The 16797-nt window shown below is 48.3% G+C and carries 20 protein-coding genes and 1 tRNA gene; 15 read left to right on the forward strand and 6 right to left on the reverse strand.

Annotation, left to right across the window (positions count from 1 at the left end):
* The first annotated feature begins 9 nt into the window (after positions 1–9).
* The 11 genes from ACWHX8_RS04555 (at position 10) to ACWHX8_RS04605 (ending at position 9960) form a co-directional block, all read left to right on the forward strand.
* A complete protein-coding gene (locus ACWHX8_RS04555) occupies positions 10–378 on the forward strand; it encodes a DNA-directed RNA polymerase subunit omega (RefSeq protein ID WP_447970776.1) in 369 nt (122 codons plus the stop codon).
* Positions 379–389: 11 nt separating this feature from the next.
* Positions 390–1631, forward strand: coding sequence for a bifunctional phosphopantothenoylcysteine decarboxylase/phosphopantothenate--cysteine ligase CoaBC (gene coaBC, locus ACWHX8_RS04560; protein WP_447970777.1), 1242 nt, complete (start codon positions 390–392; stop codon positions 1629–1631).
* Between the two features lie 556 nt (positions 1632–2187).
* Entirely contained in the window at positions 2188–3543 is a 1356-nt protein-coding gene (locus tag ACWHX8_RS04565) for a Na(+)-translocating NADH-quinone reductase subunit A (protein WP_447970778.1), read from the forward strand.
* Positions 3543–4754: an NADH:ubiquinone reductase (Na(+)-transporting) subunit B gene (locus ACWHX8_RS04570; RefSeq protein ID WP_447970779.1), complete on the forward strand. Its 1212-nt coding sequence runs from the start codon at positions 3543–3545 to the stop codon at positions 4752–4754. Before ACWHX8_RS04565 ends, ACWHX8_RS04570 begins: the two co-directional genes overlap by 1 nt.
* 1 nt (position 4755) lies before the next feature.
* The gene (locus tag ACWHX8_RS04575; protein ID WP_447970780.1) at positions 4756–5595 is read left to right on the forward strand and encodes a Na(+)-translocating NADH-quinone reductase subunit C; all 840 of its coding nucleotides are present in this window, start codon (positions 4756–4758) and stop codon (positions 5593–5595) included.
* The gene (locus ACWHX8_RS04580; protein WP_447970781.1) at positions 5592–6254 is read left to right on the forward strand and encodes an NADH:ubiquinone reductase (Na(+)-transporting) subunit D; all 663 of its coding nucleotides are present in this window, start codon (positions 5592–5594) and stop codon (positions 6252–6254) included. The genes ACWHX8_RS04575 and ACWHX8_RS04580 overlap by 4 nt, the downstream gene beginning before the upstream one ends.
* Positions 6254–6862 (forward strand): NADH:ubiquinone reductase (Na(+)-transporting) subunit E, encoded by a 609-nt coding sequence (nqrE, locus tag ACWHX8_RS04585; protein ID WP_447970782.1) that lies wholly within the window; start codon positions 6254–6256, stop codon positions 6860–6862. Before ACWHX8_RS04580 ends, nqrE begins: the two co-directional genes overlap by 1 nt.
* 27 nt (positions 6863–6889) lie before the next feature.
* The gene (gene nqrF / locus ACWHX8_RS04590) at positions 6890–8113 is read left to right on the forward strand and encodes an NADH:ubiquinone reductase (Na(+)-transporting) subunit F (protein ID WP_447970783.1); all 1224 of its coding nucleotides are present in this window, start codon (positions 6890–6892) and stop codon (positions 8111–8113) included.
* Between the two features lie 72 nt (positions 8114–8185).
* Positions 8186–9235 (forward strand): FAD:protein FMN transferase, encoded by a 1050-nt coding sequence (locus tag ACWHX8_RS04595; RefSeq protein ID WP_447970784.1) that lies wholly within the window; start codon positions 8186–8188, stop codon positions 9233–9235.
* A gap of 11 nt (positions 9236–9246) precedes the next feature.
* Positions 9247–9504 carry a (Na+)-NQR maturation NqrM gene (nqrM, locus tag ACWHX8_RS04600; protein ID WP_447970785.1) on the forward strand — a complete coding sequence of 86 codons (258 nt, stop codon included), beginning with the start codon at positions 9247–9249 and terminating at the stop codon, positions 9502–9504.
* Between the two features lie 42 nt (positions 9505–9546).
* Entirely contained in the window at positions 9547–9960 is a 414-nt protein-coding gene (locus tag ACWHX8_RS04605; protein WP_447970786.1) for a CBS domain-containing protein, read from the forward strand.
* 371 nt (positions 9961–10331) lie between these two features.
* Here the strand turns inward: ACWHX8_RS04605 and ACWHX8_RS04610 are convergent, their stop codons facing one another.
* The 4 genes from ACWHX8_RS04610 to tadA form a co-directional block, all read right to left on the reverse strand.
* Positions 10332–10574 carry a GIY-YIG nuclease family protein gene (locus tag ACWHX8_RS04610; RefSeq protein WP_447970787.1) on the reverse strand — a complete coding sequence of 81 codons (243 nt, stop codon included), beginning with the start codon at positions 10572–10574 and terminating at the stop codon, positions 10332–10334.
* Positions 10575–10781: 207 nt separating this feature from the next.
* Positions 10782–10871 (reverse strand) — tRNA-Ser (locus tag ACWHX8_RS04615).
* Between the two features lie 141 nt (positions 10872–11012).
* The gene (locus tag ACWHX8_RS04620; protein ID WP_447970788.1) at positions 11013–11318 is read right to left on the reverse strand and encodes a hypothetical protein; all 306 of its coding nucleotides are present in this window, start codon (positions 11316–11318) and stop codon (positions 11013–11015) included.
* A gap of 37 nt (positions 11319–11355) precedes the next feature.
* Positions 11356–11850, reverse strand: coding sequence for a tRNA adenosine(34) deaminase TadA (gene tadA / locus ACWHX8_RS04625; RefSeq protein ID WP_447970789.1), 495 nt, complete (start codon positions 11848–11850; stop codon positions 11356–11358).
* A gap of 192 nt (positions 11851–12042) precedes the next feature.
* Here tadA and ACWHX8_RS04630 point away from each other — a divergent pair, with 192 nt between their 5' ends.
* Positions 12043–12726 (forward strand): SprT-like domain-containing protein, encoded by a 684-nt coding sequence (locus ACWHX8_RS04630; protein WP_447970790.1) that lies wholly within the window; start codon positions 12043–12045, stop codon positions 12724–12726.
* Between the two features lie 159 nt (positions 12727–12885).
* On the opposite strand, the gene ACWHX8_RS04635 is transcribed toward ACWHX8_RS04630, so the two are convergent.
* Both ACWHX8_RS04635 and ACWHX8_RS04640 read right to left on the reverse strand, forming a co-directional pair.
* Entirely contained in the window at positions 12886–13644 is a 759-nt protein-coding gene (locus tag ACWHX8_RS04635) for a tetratricopeptide repeat protein (RefSeq protein ID WP_447970791.1), read from the reverse strand.
* Between the two features lie 274 nt (positions 13645–13918).
* Positions 13919–14071 (reverse strand): hypothetical protein, encoded by a 153-nt coding sequence (locus tag ACWHX8_RS04640; RefSeq protein WP_447970792.1) that lies wholly within the window; start codon positions 14069–14071, stop codon positions 13919–13921.
* A 207-nt stretch (positions 14072–14278) separates the two neighbouring features.
* Here ACWHX8_RS04640 and ACWHX8_RS04645 point away from each other — a divergent pair, with 207 nt between their 5' ends.
* The 3 genes from ACWHX8_RS04645 to ACWHX8_RS04655 all read left to right on the forward strand — a co-directional run bounded on the left by ACWHX8_RS04645 (position 14279) and on the right by ACWHX8_RS04655 (position 16753).
* Entirely contained in the window at positions 14279–15286 is a 1008-nt protein-coding gene (locus ACWHX8_RS04645) for a sodium:calcium antiporter (protein ID WP_447970793.1), read from the forward strand.
* Between the two features lie 6 nt (positions 15287–15292).
* A complete protein-coding gene (locus ACWHX8_RS04650; protein WP_447970794.1) occupies positions 15293–16276 on the forward strand; it encodes a 2-hydroxyacid dehydrogenase in 984 nt (327 codons plus the stop codon).
* 156 nt (positions 16277–16432) lie between these two features.
* Entirely contained in the window at positions 16433–16753 is a 321-nt protein-coding gene (locus ACWHX8_RS04655) for an iron-sulfur cluster biosynthesis family protein (RefSeq protein WP_447970795.1), read from the forward strand.
* Positions 16754–16797: the final 44 nt, after the last annotated feature.

Below are 16797 nucleotides of genomic sequence, written 5' to 3' on the forward strand. Positions count from 1 at the left end.
CGTGATCTCATGATGGATGCATTATCATTGCTTCCCGAACATCATCAAACGCAATTTGATTCTCGTTTTCGAATTGTATTAATCGCCGCGCAACGTGCCAAGCAAATTATGCGTGGTGCTCCGACATCTGGTTCCCTCAAATATATCAAAGAGACGTCAACGGCGTTAGAAGAGGTCTTGGGCGGCGAGGTCAATTACTTGAAAGGGCAAGATGCTCGAGACGCGATCAAGAAAGCCAAAGGGGCAAACGAACGCGAGTTTGATCCAGCGCTGTTAGCGCAAACCGACGCGACGGCTCAGGAAATTCAGAAAGAATTGAGTGTCTATATTGATGATAGTCCTAAAGTTGATGAGCCTGTCGCGGAAGAGGAATCCTAGGTTGTCCATCTATGGCTGAATCGAAATTACAGGGGGCGCGTCTGCTTCTCGGAGTAACTGGAAGTATTGCGGCGTATAAAGCCGTGGGTTTGCTGCGCACGCTGATGAGTCACGGTGCGGATGTATCGGTTGTGATGACGGATTCGGCCACGCGATTTATTGCACCGCTCACGTTTGAGGTCTTATCGAAACATCCAGTCGCCACCGATATTTTTTCCGGCCATCAGGACATGCCGCACTTGTCTTTGCCAGAATCGGCAGATCTGATTGTGCTTGCACCTTGTACCGCCAATACGATTGCCAGTTATGCCCTAGGATTAGCTGATAATCTCTTGAACACGTTGTTGCTTACCACCCAATGTCCCGTCATTATTGCGCCGGCCATGGATGGAGATATGTGGGAACAGCCGCCAATTAAACAGCATGTGAAAACCCTACGAGCGCGAGGGGTCGTTGTCTTGGAGCCGGAGATTGGAGAGCTGGCCTCTGGAACGTTTGGACGTGGGCGTCTTCCAAACGAAGAAACCATTGTTGAGGCAGTGCTTGAAAACGTAGCGACAGCAAAGGATTTGGCCGGGCGTCGAATTCTCATCTCAGCCGGTCCCACACGTGAGCCGATTGATGCGGTGCGGTTTATTTCAAATGGCTCTTCTGGGAAAATGGGCTATGCGCTGGCGAAGGCAGCGCAATTGCGAGGAGCGGAGGTTATTTTAGTCAGTGGCCCGACGAGTCTCGACCCGCCATGTGGTGTCGAGTGCATTTCGGTTCATACTGCAGAAGACATGTCCCATGCGCTGCAGTCACGATTTGGAGCTACTGATGTGTTGGTAATGACTGCAGCCGTTGGAGATTTTCGACCGCTACATTGTCGTGAAGAGAAATTGAAAAAGCGTGATTGGCAGGGAGAACCTCTACAGCTTGAACGAACGACCGACATCTTAGCGGCCTTGTCTGCCCAGCGAACGCATCAGCTCTTAATTGGGTTTGCCGCTGAAACAAACGATTTGATAGAAAACGGGCGAGAAAAACTGCAAAAGAAACGTTTAGATATGGTTGTGGTGAATCAAGTCGGAGGCCCTGAGTCTGCCTTTGATAATGAGACGAACGAAGTGATTGTGTTGACTCGGCATGGAAAGATCACGCCTATGCCGCGAATGTCCAAACGTATGGTTGCCGATCGAATATTAGACGAACTTCAGAATTTTCAACTGTCCCCACAAGTTTGTCCTCCTCAGTCGCTTTCCAAGCAATAACGTTCCAGCCGTTTTTCCCATCAACGACAGATAGGCAGCCTTGTCCCTACAGTCGGGTATTCTGTTGTTGTCTATCCTCAACGTACCCTCATGCGTACGGTAGGAAATATTCCACGATCAGTGTGGAGTCTCATCAATCATCTTCTCACGTCATCTCTTGGGTTTATAGTCTCAGTTATTCCGAAACGATCACACGCGATCTTGTCCGCGAGTGATATCCAATACGTGAGAGAATACGTCAAGCATTGTCAGGACATTCAAGCGGGGATAACCTTCCATTGATTCAAACGTTGCACAGCGCGGAGTTTGTTCTATTTTTCCGTTTGGAACGTATTTGGATTCGCTATATTCGATAACATTTGTTCAGATGACAGGTAACGACCTAAAGAATGTAACGAAGAGGACCGAAAAGGAGTAAGAGGTCTATAGCGAAACCAAATAGCTTCCAGCCGAATGTACATCATGTACACAGCGCAAAAACACACGTCATACAGACGGAAGTATATTGGAACGGCTATAGGCGTAGTTGTGTGTTACGTTCTAGGTAATTAGACGTATGAACTCCGTACATTTTTCAATAAGCAATGGATTGCATATCCCCATAACTGGGGAGCCGGAGCAGGTGATTTACGACGGTCCGCAGGTACAGTCCGTGGCCCTGCTTGGTCAAGATTATGTCGGCATGAAGCCTAGCGTGCTCGTTGACGAAGGCGCTCGCGTTAAACTGGGGCAGCCAATTTTTTTAGATAAAGCCAATCCTGGTGTGATGTATACCTCACCTGGAAGTGGAGTGGTGACGGCTATTCATCGTGGAGCGAAGCGTGCTTTGCAGTCAGTGGTGATCCAACTCGAAGGCAATGACGAAGAAACGTTTACGTCATACAGTCACGAAGAGCTTCCTCGATTAACTCGTGATCACGTGAGGGATCATCTTGTGGATTCTGGATTGTGGACGGCGTTGCGAACACGGCCATATAGTAAAGTCCCTTCTCCAGATACCACGCCCCATTCCATTTTTGTGACGGCCATGGATACCAATCCCTTGGCCCCTCAAGTCTCTCGTGTGATTCGAGAATACAAAGATGATTTTATTCATGGCCTTCGTTTGATCGGCCATTTGACCGACGGCAACGTGTTTCTCTGTAAGGCTTTGGGCGAAGATATTCCGTCCATCTCTACGACACAACTCACCGTTGCCGAATTTGCCGGGCCGCATCCATCGGGATTAGTTGGGACACACATTCATTTTCTCGATCCGGTGGGACCTAAGAAAACGGTGTGGCATCTCGGCTATCAGGATGTGATTGCGGTAGGGAAGCTATTTACAACTGGAAGAATATGGACTGATCGCATCATCGCATTTGCAGGACCAGTGGTACGAGAGCCCAGGTTGATTCGAACTCGGCTTGGAGCCAGGACGGAAGACCTTGTTGAAGGGCAACTGGAATCTGTTCGATGTCGAGTCATTTCAGGGTCGTTATTGTCGGGCCATTGGGCCATTGGGTGGGCCACGTTTCTTGGTCGATATCATTCTCAACTGACTGTGGTGCCGGAGGGTGGAGAGCGAACATTCCTGGGATGGTTGTCTCCCGGCCCAGAGAAATTTTCGGCCTTGAATGTCTTCGTGTCCAGTTTCTTTCGACATATCACGTTTCGATTGAACTCTCTTGAGCAAGGGAGTCCTCGCGCCATTGTGCCAGTGGGAGTGTATGAAGATGTGATGCCGTTGGATATTCTTCCCACGCCCTTGCTGCGAGCATTGGTCGTCAAGGATACGGATTCTGCACAAGCGCTAGGATGTCTTGAGCTGGATGAAGAGGATGTTGCCTTATGTTCATTCGTGTGCCCCAGTAAATACAACTTTGGCCCGTTTTTGCGAGCCAGTCTTGAGCATATTGAGAGGGAAGGTTGATGCCCTGGCTCCGTCGACTCTTAGATCGCTGGCAGCCGCTGTTCCAAAAGGGCGGGCGGTACGAAAAGTATTTTGTGGTGTATGAGATGATCGATGGATTTCTCTATACCCCATCGACCGTTACACGTTCGGCTCCTCATGTTCGCGATGGCGCCGATCTCAAGCGAGTCATGATGTATGTCTTTGTTGCTGTGACGCCATGTATTGCGATGGCGATGTACAACATAGGTTATCAAGCCAATGTTGCCATGGCGCAATTAGGATTGTCGTCGATTGATGGATGGCGAGGAACCATTCTCGACAGTGTGGGGGTTGGCTATGCCCCAACTAATATCTTTGCTTGCGTCTGGCATGGATTTTTGTATTTCTTTCCTGTCTATATCGTGACCTTGGTTGCCGGTGGCCTGTGGGAAGTTCTATTTGCGGCTGTTCGCAATCATGAGGTGAATGAAGGTTTTCTTGTGACGTCAATTTTATTTGTCTTGACGCTTCCTCCTGATATTCCCTTGTGGCAGGTGGCGATTGGTATTTCCTTTGGCGTCGTCTTTGGAAAAGAAGTCTTTGGCGGAACAGGGAAGAACTTTTTAAATCCGGCGTTGACGGCACGGGCATTTTTGTTCTTTGCCTTCCCTGCCGAAATGTCAGGCGATACGGTCTGGACGGCTGTGGACGGGTTTAGTGGAGCTACGGCGCTGGGCATTGGTGCGATTGGCGGGTTAGCCGCGATTCAAGAGGCCGGCCTCATCTGGTCGCAATCATTTTTAGGAACGGTCCAAGGTTCAATGGGCGAGACCTCTACTTTGGCCTGTCTCCTCGGGGCGGCATTCTTGATTTACACGCGAGTGGCGTCCTGGCGCATTATGGCAGGGGTTGCGTTGGGTATGATTGGCACGACAATTCTCTTCAACGTGTTTGGCAGTGTCTCAAACCCCATGGTGAGTCTTCCATGGTATTGGCACTTGGTTGTTGGTGGTTCAGCCTTTGGCATGGTGTTTATGGCCACCGATCCCGTTTCAGCGTCGATGACGACGGTGGGGCGGTGGATTTTTGGTCTGCTCATCGGGTTCATGACGATTCTCATTCGTGTGGCGAATCCCGCTTTTCCAGAAGGGATGATGTTAGCCATTCTCTTTGCCAATATTTTTGCGCCACTCATTGATTACATGGTGATTCAAGTGAATGTCCGAAAACGAGTATTACGAAATACCTAACATGACGACATCTTCTGATAGAAAACAATCTTCGTTTTTAGGCATAAGGGATATTTTGCGTTTACCCAATGATAGTACGGTCAAGACGATTGTGGTGGCCCTCCTCCTCTGTTTGGTGTGTTCCGTCCTTGTCTCAACCGCCGCTGTGACACTGAAACCGTTCCAACTCAAAAATAAAAGTCTCGATAAGAAACGGAATATTCTGCAAGTCGCAGGCTTATATCGCGAAGGTCAACCTATTGATACGCTGTTTCAACAGGTTGAGCCAAAAGTTGTGGACTTGGCTACTGGAGAGTATGTGAATGAGATTCTTCCAGGAGAATTCGATCAACGGCAAGCCGCAAAAGATCCATTACGCAATGTGCACATTCCATCAGATCGGGATATCGCTCATATTAAACAACGGGCTAAGTATGCCACAGTCTATTTAGTTAAAGAACAGGAAGAAATGAAGTATTTTATTCTTCCTGTTCATGGGTATGGTTTGTGGTCAACGCTCTATGGCTTTGTTGTGCTTCACAACGATGCCAATACGATTTATGGGCTTCAATTTTACGAACATGCCGAAACGCCTGGGCTCGGGGGGGAAGTTGATAATCCCGCCTGGCGTACCAAATGGTCAGGAAAGACGGTCTACGATACGCAAGGCACGCCACGCATCGAAGTTGTCAGAGGAGCGGTGGATTCAAGCAAGGCTGAATCGATCCACCAAGTGGATGGGTTAGCTGGTGCGACGCTGACAAGCCGCGGTGTGACACACCTGTTGCGTTACTGGCTGAGTCAAGACGGGTTCGGTCCGTATTTACAGAACGTTCGAAATCAGACGACAGGGACATCATGAGCCAGGAAGCACAAAAAGTTGTTAAAGATCCACTGTTAGATAACAATCCGATTGCTCTTCAAGTCTTGGGCGTGTGTTCTGCCCTTGCCGTTACGACTTCACTGGCCACGGCATTGATCATGTGTGTCGCCCTAACGGCAGTCACTGCCTGTTCGAATGCCTCGATCAGTCTCATCAGAAATCATATTCCCAGCAGTATTCGAATCATTGTCCAAATGACCATTATTGCGTCTCTTGTCATAGTGGTTGATCAACTCTTGAAGGCCTTTGCGTTTGAAACCAGTAAGCAACTTTCTGTGTTTGTGGGGTTGATTATTACGAACTGTATTGTCCTTGGACGTGCTGAAGCCTATGCCATGAAGCATGGGGTGGGCCTCAGTTTTCTTGATGGGATCGGCAATGGGCTTGGCTACAGCGTGATACTCATTTTCGTGGGTACCTTTCGGGAGTTGCTGGGAGCTGGAAAACTTTTAGGGTATACGATCTTTCCTCTAGTTTCAGAGGGAGGCTGGTTTACCCCTATCGGGATCATGTTGCTTCCTCCCAGTGCATTTTTTCTGATCGGCTTGTTTATCTGGGGATTGCGAGCATGGAAAACCGAACAGATGGAAAAAGCTGAGTATCGGATCCATCAGGTTCACCGGACCGAGGTGTTGTAATGGATGTCTATATCAATGTGTTAATCAAGTCTGTATTTGTTGAGAATTTGGCCTTGGCCTTTTTCTTAGGGATGTGCACGTTCTTAGCCGTCTCCAAGAAAATCGAAACCGCGTCGGGGTTAGGCATTGCGGTGGTTGTGGTTCAAATGATTACCGTTCCAGCCAATAATCTCTTGTATCAGTGTTTACTAAAAGACGGGGCTTTGGCTTGGGCAGGATTTCCAGACGTTGATCTGAGCTTCTTAGGATTGATTTGTTATATCGGCGTGATTGCCGCGATGGTGCAAATTCTTGAGATGTTGCTAGATCGTTACTTCCCAGCGTTGTATCACGCACTTGGAATTTTCCTTCCGTTGATTACGGTGAATTGCGCAATTCTTGGCGGCACACTCTTCATGGTGGAACGGGACTACAATTTTGGAGAAAGTGTGGTCTACGGTATTGGGAGTGGTCTTGGGTGGGCATTGGCAATTACAGCATTAGCGGGAGTGCGAGAAAAACTCAAATACAGCGATGTACCTGAAGGCCTGCAGGGGCTTGGGATTACCTTTATTACTGTCGGCCTCATGTCATTGGGGTTTATGGCATTTTCCGGAATTCAATTGTGACATCATGATTTTTGTTGAGGGCCACACATGGTAGAAGTTGTATTAGGGGTGACGTTGTTTACGACCATTGTCCTCTCTTTGGTGTTCATGATCATTGGCGCGAAAGCTCAACTGGTTCCGTCAGGGAATGTCACTATTCGAGTGAATGGTGAAAAAGAGATTCAAGCTCCCGTCGGTGGAAAGTTGCTCGGTTCTCTTGCGGAAGCCAAATTATTTGTCTCTTCGGCGTGTGGTGGTGGTGGGACATGCGCACAATGCAAAGTCAAGGTGTTTGAAGGAGGAGGCTCGATTCTTCCAACTGAAACGTCTCACATCACGAAACGTGAAGCGGTTGAAGGTGATCGCCTCTCTTGCCAAGTGACAGTCAAACAAGACATGGCTATTCAGATTCCAGAGGAAGTCTTTGGCGTCAAGAAATGGGAATGTACGGTTCGATCAAATAATAATGTCGCGACCTTTATCAAAGAGTTGGTTCTCGTCCTTCCTGAAGGAGAGCATGTGAATTTTCGCGCAGGTGGGTATATTCAAATTGAATGTCCTCCCTATGATGCCAAGTTTTCCGATTTTGCTATCGAGCCTGAATATCGAGAAGAATGGGATGGAGCGGATCTCTGGCGTTATGAGTCCCATGTGGCTGAACCGGTGATGCGAGCCTACTCCATGGCTAACTATCCGGAAGAACACGGTCTCATCATGCTCAATGTCCGTATTGCCACTCCGCCGTTTGGCGCTCAGGACTCAATTCCTCCAGGGAAAATGTCATCGTACATCTTTAATCTTAAGCCTGGCGATACCGTAACAATTTCTGGTCCGTTTGGTGAATTCTTTGCCAAAGAAACAGAACATGAGATGGTCTTTATCGGCGGAGGCGCGGGGATGGCTCCTATGCGTTCACACATCTTCGATCAGCTTCGACGAATTCATTCGAAGCGAAAAATTTCATTCTGGTATGGGGCGAGAAGTAAACGAGAAATTTTCTATCAAGAGGACTTTGATCAACTGCAAGGAGAATACGAGAATTTTCGATGGCACGTGGCTCTCTCGGATCCGAAAGAAGAAGACCGGTGGACTGGGTATACCGGGTTTATTCATCACGTGTTATACGAGGAGTACCTTAAGCAGCATTCAGCTCCTGAAGATTGTGAATATTATATGTGCGGTCCGCCGGTCATGAATGCTGCTGTTATTAAAATGTTAGAAGACTTGGGTGTTGAGCGATCTCAAATTTTCCTTGATGATTTTGGTGGCTAGTATTGTGAACGGTGTGTTCTTGAACGAATATCATAGGCCTCGTCTGTACGATTTTCTGAAGGACGACATTCAATGACACATTATTTCTTTATGAACCGAGTGTGTCTGCTCTCCTGTTTTATTGCAAGCATCTTAGTCAGTTTGGCATCGTGCAGTTCCTTCGTACGTGATACGGCTCCTTTGACGTTTTCCGGTTCGACAATGGGAACAACCTATACGGTCACCATTGTTGATCCCTCTCTTCAGACTTCACGGTCAACGATTCACGCGCATATCGAGCAGATTCTGGATCGGATTACGACGAGCATGTCGACCTATCAGGCAGACTCTGAGCTGTCACAATTTAATCGAAATCAGACGACGCAGTGGGTATCCGTTTCGCCGGATTTGCACAGGGTCGTGAAAGAAGCGTTGCAAGTTGGTGAGTTATCATCCGGGGCCTTTGATGTGTCCGTTGGACCTCTGGTGGATCTCTGGGGATTTGGTCCCAGTGCTCGCCAGAATATCATTCCCTCTAACGAAGCGATCCATGCTCGACTGCGTGCCGTTGGCTACGCTCATCTACAGGTTCAAGACGACCCTCCTGCAATCCGAAAAACGTTGCCCGCCCTTTCCGTCGATCTCTCGGCTATTGCGAAAGGGTATGCCGTCGATCAAGTTGCCGAATATTTAACGTCGCTGCAGTTCACGAATTATCTGATTGAAATTGGTGGGGAACTTCGAGCGCACGGACATAATGCGCAAGAAAACCCTTGGAATGTAGCCATCGAACAACCCATGCCGATGAAAAGATCTATTCAACGTCTGGTTCGATTAGAGCATCACAGTGTGGCGACATCCGGGGATTATCGGAACTTTTTCGAACGAGACGGCATTCGATTTTCACACACCATAAATCCGAAAACCGGGAAACCCGTTACTCATCATTTGTCTTCTGTGACGGTCATTTCGGAGTCGTCAATGAACGCCGATGCCCTTGCTACGGCACTGCTTGTGCTTGGTCCAGAGGCAGGCTTTGCTCTGGCTGAGCAGGAGCAGATTGCTTCAATGTTTCTCACGATAGACGAGGACGGCTTTCATGAAAAAGTCACAACGGAATTTACTCAATACCTGGAATCATAGAAGAGGCTGATATGGTGATCTTTAGTATCGTATTTGTGTTGATGGTCCTGACGGTTCTGGCGATGGCCGTCGGTGTGCTCACGGGAAGAAACAGTTTGGAGGGGAGTTGTGGCGGACTCAAGACGATCCAGGGGCTTGATTGTATGGTCTGTCCAACCCCTTGTGAGACTCAGCAATACCAAGAGCGCCCATGTCCTCATTCGCGCAGGCATGAGGTCCCAGTCATCCTTCGTAGTGTTCCTGGTGGTGCAAACACGCCTTGGAAGTAAGTCATGGTCTCCTAAACGTCAATTAGACATAGGGAGAAACGTATGCAATTACATTCGGTCCTCGTGAAAGATTTTATGAAGGCCAATCCGGTGACCTTTACCCCAGATATGGATATTCACGAAGCCATGAAAACCTTAGTGGAGCAGTGGCTATCTGGGGCTGCAGTCATCGATTTGCGTGGAAATCTTGTTGGATTGCTTTCAGAAACAGACTGTCTTCGAGTCGGCCTCAATGCGGCGTATCACGATGAATGGGGAGGCACCGTTGGGGATTACATGACTCGAGAAGTGAAAACGATTGATGCTGATGCCAGCATCGTCGAGATTGCTGAATTATTTACCACGACTCCGTATCGACGATATCCCGTCTTACAAGAAAATCGATTGGTGGGTCAGCTGAGTCGGCGTGATGTCATGAAGGGCTTCGTGAAACTGCATCAGCAAGGTGTGTGGTAACGAAATTATCTTTTTATAACAAGTTATCTTCGCTTGGCCTTATTTGTCAGACAGTCACTTTCACGTGCTCTACTTGACTACTCGGTTCTGGGATTGAGGAACCATCTGTCGCATTCCCTCCAAATGTAATTCGATTGCCTCTCTGGTAATGAAATCCTACCGCACTGCTTGTTTAGTTTTTTCTCCAAAGCTGGCATGCCAGCCCGCCTGCGCGTCGAAGCGCTTCGGCTCGTAGACTCGAAGCTTTAGCAAATGCTGGCGGAGAGGGTGGGAATTCGAAGTCGCACGTGCTGTGAGTCTCGCGCTCCCACTAGGGGGCTAGCCCCCTCGTGCCTTCGCTACGCCCACATGTTGATCTGTACGTATCCCGATTACCAAAGCCTTTTATGGGCAAAGGCTCTTCCTGATCCACTCTTAAGGTATCGCTCAAAAGCGATTGCTTTCTTGGTATCTGAAAAAGCGACGTAAGTGACCAACTTCCATGGTTTGAATTTTTTTGTATGCATAGATCCACCACTGTTGTGAACGGATATTCGTTTTTCCAGGTCTGAAGTTATACCAATGTAGCACTGATTAGGATGTGATTGGCTTCTGATAAGATACACATATTTCATGAGAGGGGAATACTAAGAGTCCTCCTTCGTCACTATGTTATGCTTGCAATGAAAGCTAATTTCTAGCTTGTGAGGGCTCAAAGCTATCGACAGATATAGCAAGACTTCGGCGGACAGCCTTCGCTTCTGGTAATGAAATCCTACCGCCACTTGCTTGTTTAGTCTTTTCTCCAAAGCTGGCATGCCAGCCGAAGCTTTAGCGAAGGCTGGCGGAGAGGGTGGGATTCGAACCCACGGTCCCTTTCGGGACAACGGTTTTCGAGACCGTCCTGATCGACCGGACTCCAGCACCTCTCCGCATAGGAAGGAATGTTATATGTCGTCTGTTGGTGAAGACTTGTTGGGCAAGAAACGCATTGTTGGTATCACCGTCGCGTGTAGCAATTCAACGAATGTGATACTACCCTATTGACAGGGGTTTGTGCAAAGCCAGTCGTGTTAACGGTAGGACACCACGGAGGGGCATCCACGCGATATACCTTTGGTGATGGTATGTTTTACGCTGATCGTTACTGATTTTTGGCATGTGTGAGGACCGTCATTATTAATTTTGAGGTCTATCCACGTATAGATTTTTTCGCCGTTGGCAAATGTGTTGATGGTATCAGGTTTTCCCCAATGTTTGATCAGTTCGATTTCCGATTTCCCAACCCATGATCGAAGTGCTGACTGTGGGCCACTACAACCAGTGAGTCCAATTCCAAGCATGATGAGACAACTGATCGAGAGTAGTGTCTGTCCCATGTGGCACCTTAATTCTATCTTTCTGGTAATCCATTCCTTAAGAGTCTGAGTTCGTCGCATGATCGTCTCGCAATTGTTGAAAGAATGATTGGAGTATGGCACTGCATTCATCAGCTAATATTCCGCCTTGCACATCGACGAGATGATTGAAATGTGGTTCTTTGAGAAAGTCGGCGATTGATCCGTACGCCCGACTCTTGGGGTCAGATGCGCCAAAGACGACTCTGCTGATTCTGGCTTGTACCAGAGCTCCTGCGCACATGGCACAGGGCTCCAAGGTGACGTAGAGAGTGGTGTCATTCAGCCGCCAAGTCCCTAAATTAGATGAGGCAGAACGAATTGCTGCCATTTCGGCATGAGCCGTTGGGTCTTGATCGAGTTCCCGAGTGTTGTAGCCTTGGCTAATCACGTGCTCGTCTTTGACAATGATGGCCCCTACAGGCACATCGCCTCGCTCGAAGGCCTCTTTCGCTTGCTCTAGCGCCAGTTGCATATACGGCTCGTCGTGATGCGTGGTGAACGCCTGTGTCATAGGATGTCCCGGTGAGAATGTTTTCAAAGGGCATTCGACCGTCTCATCGTGCTCCAGGGAAGCATCCTATACGCTTCTCCCATCTTTTCGGATGACGAGGTCAAATAATGAAGGCTATTTTGGATAAAATGGAGAAGAAAATGCTACCATGAGGCTTCTCATCGTGTATAGAACCTCATTCAGTGAGTAGATGTGAAATCAACGAAACCCTCTTCCCGAACCGGTCCTGTTTCGGTTGAGTTTCTTCAGGCTCAATGGACTCGTGTGGCTCATCGGTATTTTGACGATCGATTACCACCCATCATTATTGAGTGGAGTTTTCGTCTGACCGCGTCGACGGGAATGTTTATCAGTCAAGTCGGACCTCGGAGCCAACATGTCAGTCAAGAAGAACGGCATGGCGCGGCTCGCCGCATTCGTCTCTCAGCCCCACTCCTGCAAGATCAACCAGAGTCTGAGATCATCCGGACCTTGGCACATGAAATGATTCATCAATGGCAATACGATGTTAAAAAGCGATATCCAAACCACGGGCCTGACTTTTATGACGTGATGGCCCGTATGAATCTGGATGGATTGGGGATTACGGTTCGCCATACGTTAGACCATGAAGTGGAAAAGCTCAGCAAGTACTTGTGGCGCTGTCTTGCCTGTGGCACGTCGTATCGCCGGCAACGGCGGACGATTTCTTCTCGTCGTCATCGTTGCGGAAAATGTTACGGACGGTTGGAAGAGGTGTTGCTGAATGTCTCGATCGAAGAACAGGAACGTTCAGGTGAGTCGGAGTGTTTTTCTTCGTCCTTGCGCAAAGACCCTCTACGAAAGTTTCGAACGTCTGATGAGGTAAAGCCTCAACAGTTAGCTTTTGATTTTTGATGGACAATTGTCCGTAAAGACCATTGGCCTTTCTGTATCGTCTCTACCCGCTCAAGCCATGTGTGAATATCCCATGTCGCGCATGAAGTCTCGTGTAGCTATTTAAATTCTCTAGAGATTGGATGTTTCGCTATAGATGTGTGGCGCTTCTGTCGTGAGTTACTGACGGAGCTGGCGATAGAGTTGAAGATCGTCTTCATATTGGGGTAACGAATAGTGTTGATCAATCTGAATGACTTGTTCGATGCATCGAAGTGCCGATGTGGTGTCGTTTCGTGTCTGATAGATGGTCACCAGGAGTCGGAGTGCGCCAGCTTCGCCAGGTTTATTGGCGAGCTTGATGAAATGTTCTGAGGCATTGTTCAGGCAGGCTTCAGCCTTTTTCAAGTGACCCGTCAACATATAGGCTTTCCCTAGTTGTCCGTAGGTCGTGGCGAGCCCGTCCTCATTTCCCACCTTTCGATGATAGTCCAAGGCTAGTTGAAAATGATTGATGGCGTGTTTTGACTTGTTTAGTAAAAGTTCTTGAAGCGCGAGATTGGTATAGAGAATCCCCAAGGCTTGCTCATTGTCAAGCGAGGTAAGCAGATCAATGGCTTCAAGGTAATAGGCGAGAGCTTGTTCTGGGCGACCGGCATCAGCCTGTAAATTGCCAAGATTGACGAGGGTTGTGCCAATGGCGTTTCCGGCTTGTTGAGAGCGTTGAATGTCCAGAACCTCCTGATAGTGACTTTCGGCGGATGCATGGTCTTCGAGTAACGCATATACATTGCCGAGATTTCCAAGGGCATGTGATATGTCTTCCCGTGACCCGCTTTCCCGCGCTTCCTGGACGGCCTGTTGATACCACTCACGCGCTTTAAGCAGATTGCCACGATGTAAGTAAATTTCTCCCAGTCGTGCTGCGCTGTCGGACATGCTACAACTCCTTACCTATTTCTGCCTTGAGCTGTCTATCGGGATGGCTACAAGTAGATTGCGTATTTTCGCATAATATTAGCCAGGCGTGCATATAGGCAAAAAGGGTTGGCTTCTTTGGCTTAAGATGCCTTGTGTGACCACAGGGTAAATGAATACTGATGTGTAGGGATACGGGATAGAAAAATAATCGGTTTACTATTCTAGGAGAAGCAATATGTTATGTTGGGATTATCGTGAGTGAAGGCGATGCGGTATGTTATAAGAGGTACCGTTAACGACGAAATGAGTCTTTTCCCTTCACCACTTCCTGGAGAAGTTTATCGGCGAGTTTTGCGGCTTGTCGGTGGCGCCACCATCGATGAGTGAGGAAATAGACCACGGAGACGATAAATGCCACAATGAGGATTTCTGAAAGGTCCATCATGGGTCGTTGTCCTAGAGCACGGTCGTTCTTTTTTCCGTTGTCGCGTGAAGTCTTTGTTTATGTGGTTATGAGCCAATAGTCTTGACTCTTTGGCTTAGAGGTATTTTAGAGTATGGTCATTCTGAATTCCAGAGTCGCTTGATGATTTTTGTGGGTTTTCACCTATCCCCATTGACCGTGCGTCTGCGAAGTATTCTTGCCTAAATCATGGAAATTCTCATTCTTTGTATCGCGTTAGTCGTCATTCTTATCGGCGCGGAAGTATTTACCAATGCGCTAGAGCATTTGGGTGAACGGTTAGGTATTTCTGAGGGAGTGACGGGATCAATTTTTGCCGCCGTGGGCACCGCGTTGCCTGAGACCATGGTGCCGATTTTTGCAATTCTGTCGAGTTCTGGATCTTTGGAAGTACGACATGAAGTGGGGGTTGGGGCTATTTTAGGTGCGCCCCTGATGCTCTCGACGTTAGCCTTTCTGGTTATGACCTGGTTTGCTGCGCAGAAGCGAGGTTGGAACGGAACCTTTCAGCCTGAAATGTCTGGACTGACGCGTGATTTGACGTGGTTTAACTACGTCTTTGCCCTGGGAGTGATCGCGGCCCTGGTGCCACAAGATTGGACCATGGTGCGAGGAAGTATCAGCTTGATATTGGTTCTGTCCTATGGACTGTATTTGCTCGTGACCATTCGCGCATCGGCAGACCTCGTTGATGATGGGCATGGGACCGAAGCCGATCACCCATTATATCTGTCAAAAATAGGATTGCCGACTCGTATGGTGGTCATTCTCTTTCAATTGGGCTTTGGCTTTGTCCTGATCATGTTAGGAGCCAAAGGATTTGTGTATGGCGTAGAGCATTTGGCACCACTGTTGGGAATATCGGCTTTAGCCTTATCATTATTAGTCATTCCGCTCGCAACCGAATTGCCGGAAAAAGTGAACAGTGTGCTCTGGATTAGGCGAGGGCGCGATACTCTGGCATTTGGGAATATTACGGGAGCGATGGTTTTTCAGGGAAGTCTCTTGCCGGCATTAGGTATTTTTCTGACTCCTTGGAGTCCGAAGCCTGAGACCATTATCGGTATGGCGATCACTTTGCTTGCCGCCTCGTTTCTGTCGATAATCGTCCGGGCGGGTACGGTGAAAGTCTATCACTTACTCTTCAATGGACTGTGCTATCTGATTTTTCTTATTGCGGTGTTACGCGTCGCGTAGTCTTCTATGTCGAAGCCTCTCGTCTTAGTCACCAGGCAAATCCCGGATGTCGGGCTTGACCTCTTGAGTGAGCAATGCCATGTGATTCTCTGGGAGCATGATTCCGTTGCTCCACGGGATTGGATGCTTGAGCATATTCGAGAGACGACTGGAGTGTTATGCCTTCTGACTGATGCTATTGATGCCATGGTCATTGGTTCGGCACCATCACTCAAAGTTGTCAGCACCATGGCGGTGGGATTTGACAATATTGATGTTGAAGAATGTTCAAAACGTGGAATCCTCGTTGGACATACTCCTGGCGTCCTGACAGAAACCACAGCCGACTTTGCCTTTGCCCTCCTCATGACGGCTGCTCGGAAAATCGTGGAAGGTGCGAGGTATGTGAAAGACGGTCATTGGAAGACGTGGAGTCCTACATTATTACTTGGGCAGGATCTTCATGGTGCGACATTGGGCATTGTGGGATGTGGTCGTATCGGGCAGGCTGTCGCCAGGCGAGCTAAAGGGTTTGGTATGAGAATCTTGGCCTGTCGTTCCTCGGCTCAGGCACCAACGCATGGCGAGGATGATGACGACGTTGAGCTTGTCGATTTGCCGACAATTTTGGCTGAATCAGATTTTGTGAGTCTTCACGTCCCATACACGCAGGCGACTCATCATTTAATTGGGAAATGTGAACTTGAGCGGATGAAAGGCAGTGCGATTCTTGTCAATACATCAAGAGGGGCAGTGATTGATTCGAATGCGCTTGCCTTGGCGCTTTCTGCGGGAGACATTGCCTATGCGGCGTTAGACGTGACCGATCCTGAGCCGATTCCTCTAGACCATGCCTTGTTCCATGAACCACAGTGTTTGATTGTTCCACACATGGCAAGTGCATCGGTTGCGACACGGGAAAGAATGGCGGTCATGGCCGTAGAAAATCTCCTTGCAGGACTGCAGGGAACACGATTGCCATTTGTCGTGAATCCTGAAGTCTATGCGTGAGGCCTACGACTACCATCATTTGTATGATGGCTAACTATTGTTGATGCATGCGGACCCGCTGATTGTTAGAATAGGGAATTGTAGAAAATTGATCGAGCAATTGGGAACATTATTGGAGACGGAAACGCCTCAACCTTAGATCACAAGGAACATGCCATGGTGAAAGTCACTCAATCAGCAATCGCGAAGCTCAAAGCCTTAGTCGTTGAGCATCCTGAAGATCCTATTGTGCGCATTAAGGTTCATGATCAAGACGACCAGAAAATTACGTTTAGCATTACCTTAGAAGATAAGGTGCAGCCCGACGATGATGTACAAGAAATCGATCAACTCATGATTGCGGTAGAGGCAAACAGTGCTCCACGGATGAAGGGCGTTGTCCTTGATTTTCAAGAGTCTCAAGGTTTTTCGTTTGAACATCCAGAAACGCCAGGGCATCATGATGAGTTCCCCCTCAATCTCATTAATTTGAATTAACGAGATCGTGTTTATGAGTTCTACCTATCCTGCCTTGTTTGCCT

Source organism: Nitrospira sp. M1, assembly GCF_965152605.1.

Coding starts and splice junctions, on each gene's coding strand:
- coaBC (WP_447970777.1), top strand. CDS start 390: ATGGCTGAATCGAAATTACAGGGGGCGCGTCTGCTTCTCGGAGTAACT.
- nqrF (WP_447970783.1), top strand. CDS start 6,890: ATGGTAGAAGTTGTATTAGGGGTGACGTTGTTTACGACCATTGTCCTC.
- ACWHX8_RS04555 (WP_447970776.1), top strand. CDS start 10: ATGATGGATGCATTATCATTGCTTCCCGAACATCATCAAACGCAATTT.
- ACWHX8_RS04580 (WP_447970781.1), top strand. CDS start 5,592: ATGAGCCAGGAAGCACAAAAAGTTGTTAAAGATCCACTGTTAGATAAC.
- tadA (WP_447970789.1), bottom strand. CDS start 11,850: ATGACACAGGCGTTCACCACGCATCACGACGAGCCGTATATGCAACTG.
- ACWHX8_RS04570 (WP_447970779.1), top strand. CDS start 3,543: ATGCCCTGGCTCCGTCGACTCTTAGATCGCTGGCAGCCGCTGTTCCAA.
- ACWHX8_RS04565 (WP_447970778.1), top strand. CDS start 2,188: ATGAACTCCGTACATTTTTCAATAAGCAATGGATTGCATATCCCCATA.
- ACWHX8_RS04650 (WP_447970794.1), top strand. CDS start 15,293: ATGTCGAAGCCTCTCGTCTTAGTCACCAGGCAAATCCCGGATGTCGGG.
- ACWHX8_RS04640 (WP_447970792.1), bottom strand. CDS start 14,071: ATGATGGACCTTTCAGAAATCCTCATTGTGGCATTTATCGTCTCCGTG.
- ACWHX8_RS04610 (WP_447970787.1), bottom strand. CDS start 10,574: ATGAAATATGTGTATCTTATCAGAAGCCAATCACATCCTAATCAGTGC.
- nqrE (WP_447970782.1), top strand. CDS start 6,254: ATGGATGTCTATATCAATGTGTTAATCAAGTCTGTATTTGTTGAGAAT.
- ACWHX8_RS04635 (WP_447970791.1), bottom strand. CDS start 13,644: ATGTCCGACAGCGCAGCACGACTGGGAGAAATTTACTTACATCGTGGC.
- nqrM (WP_447970785.1), top strand. CDS start 9,247: ATGGTGATCTTTAGTATCGTATTTGTGTTGATGGTCCTGACGGTTCTG.
- ACWHX8_RS04595 (WP_447970784.1), top strand. CDS start 8,186: ATGACACATTATTTCTTTATGAACCGAGTGTGTCTGCTCTCCTGTTTT.
- ACWHX8_RS04645 (WP_447970793.1), top strand. CDS start 14,279: ATGGAAATTCTCATTCTTTGTATCGCGTTAGTCGTCATTCTTATCGGC.
- ACWHX8_RS04655 (WP_447970795.1), top strand. CDS start 16,433: ATGGTGAAAGTCACTCAATCAGCAATCGCGAAGCTCAAAGCCTTAGTC.
- ACWHX8_RS04575 (WP_447970780.1), top strand. CDS start 4,756: ATGACGACATCTTCTGATAGAAAACAATCTTCGTTTTTAGGCATAAGG.
- ACWHX8_RS04620 (WP_447970788.1), bottom strand. CDS start 11,318: ATGGGACAGACACTACTCTCGATCAGTTGTCTCATCATGCTTGGAATT.
- ACWHX8_RS04605 (WP_447970786.1), top strand. CDS start 9,547: ATGCAATTACATTCGGTCCTCGTGAAAGATTTTATGAAGGCCAATCCG.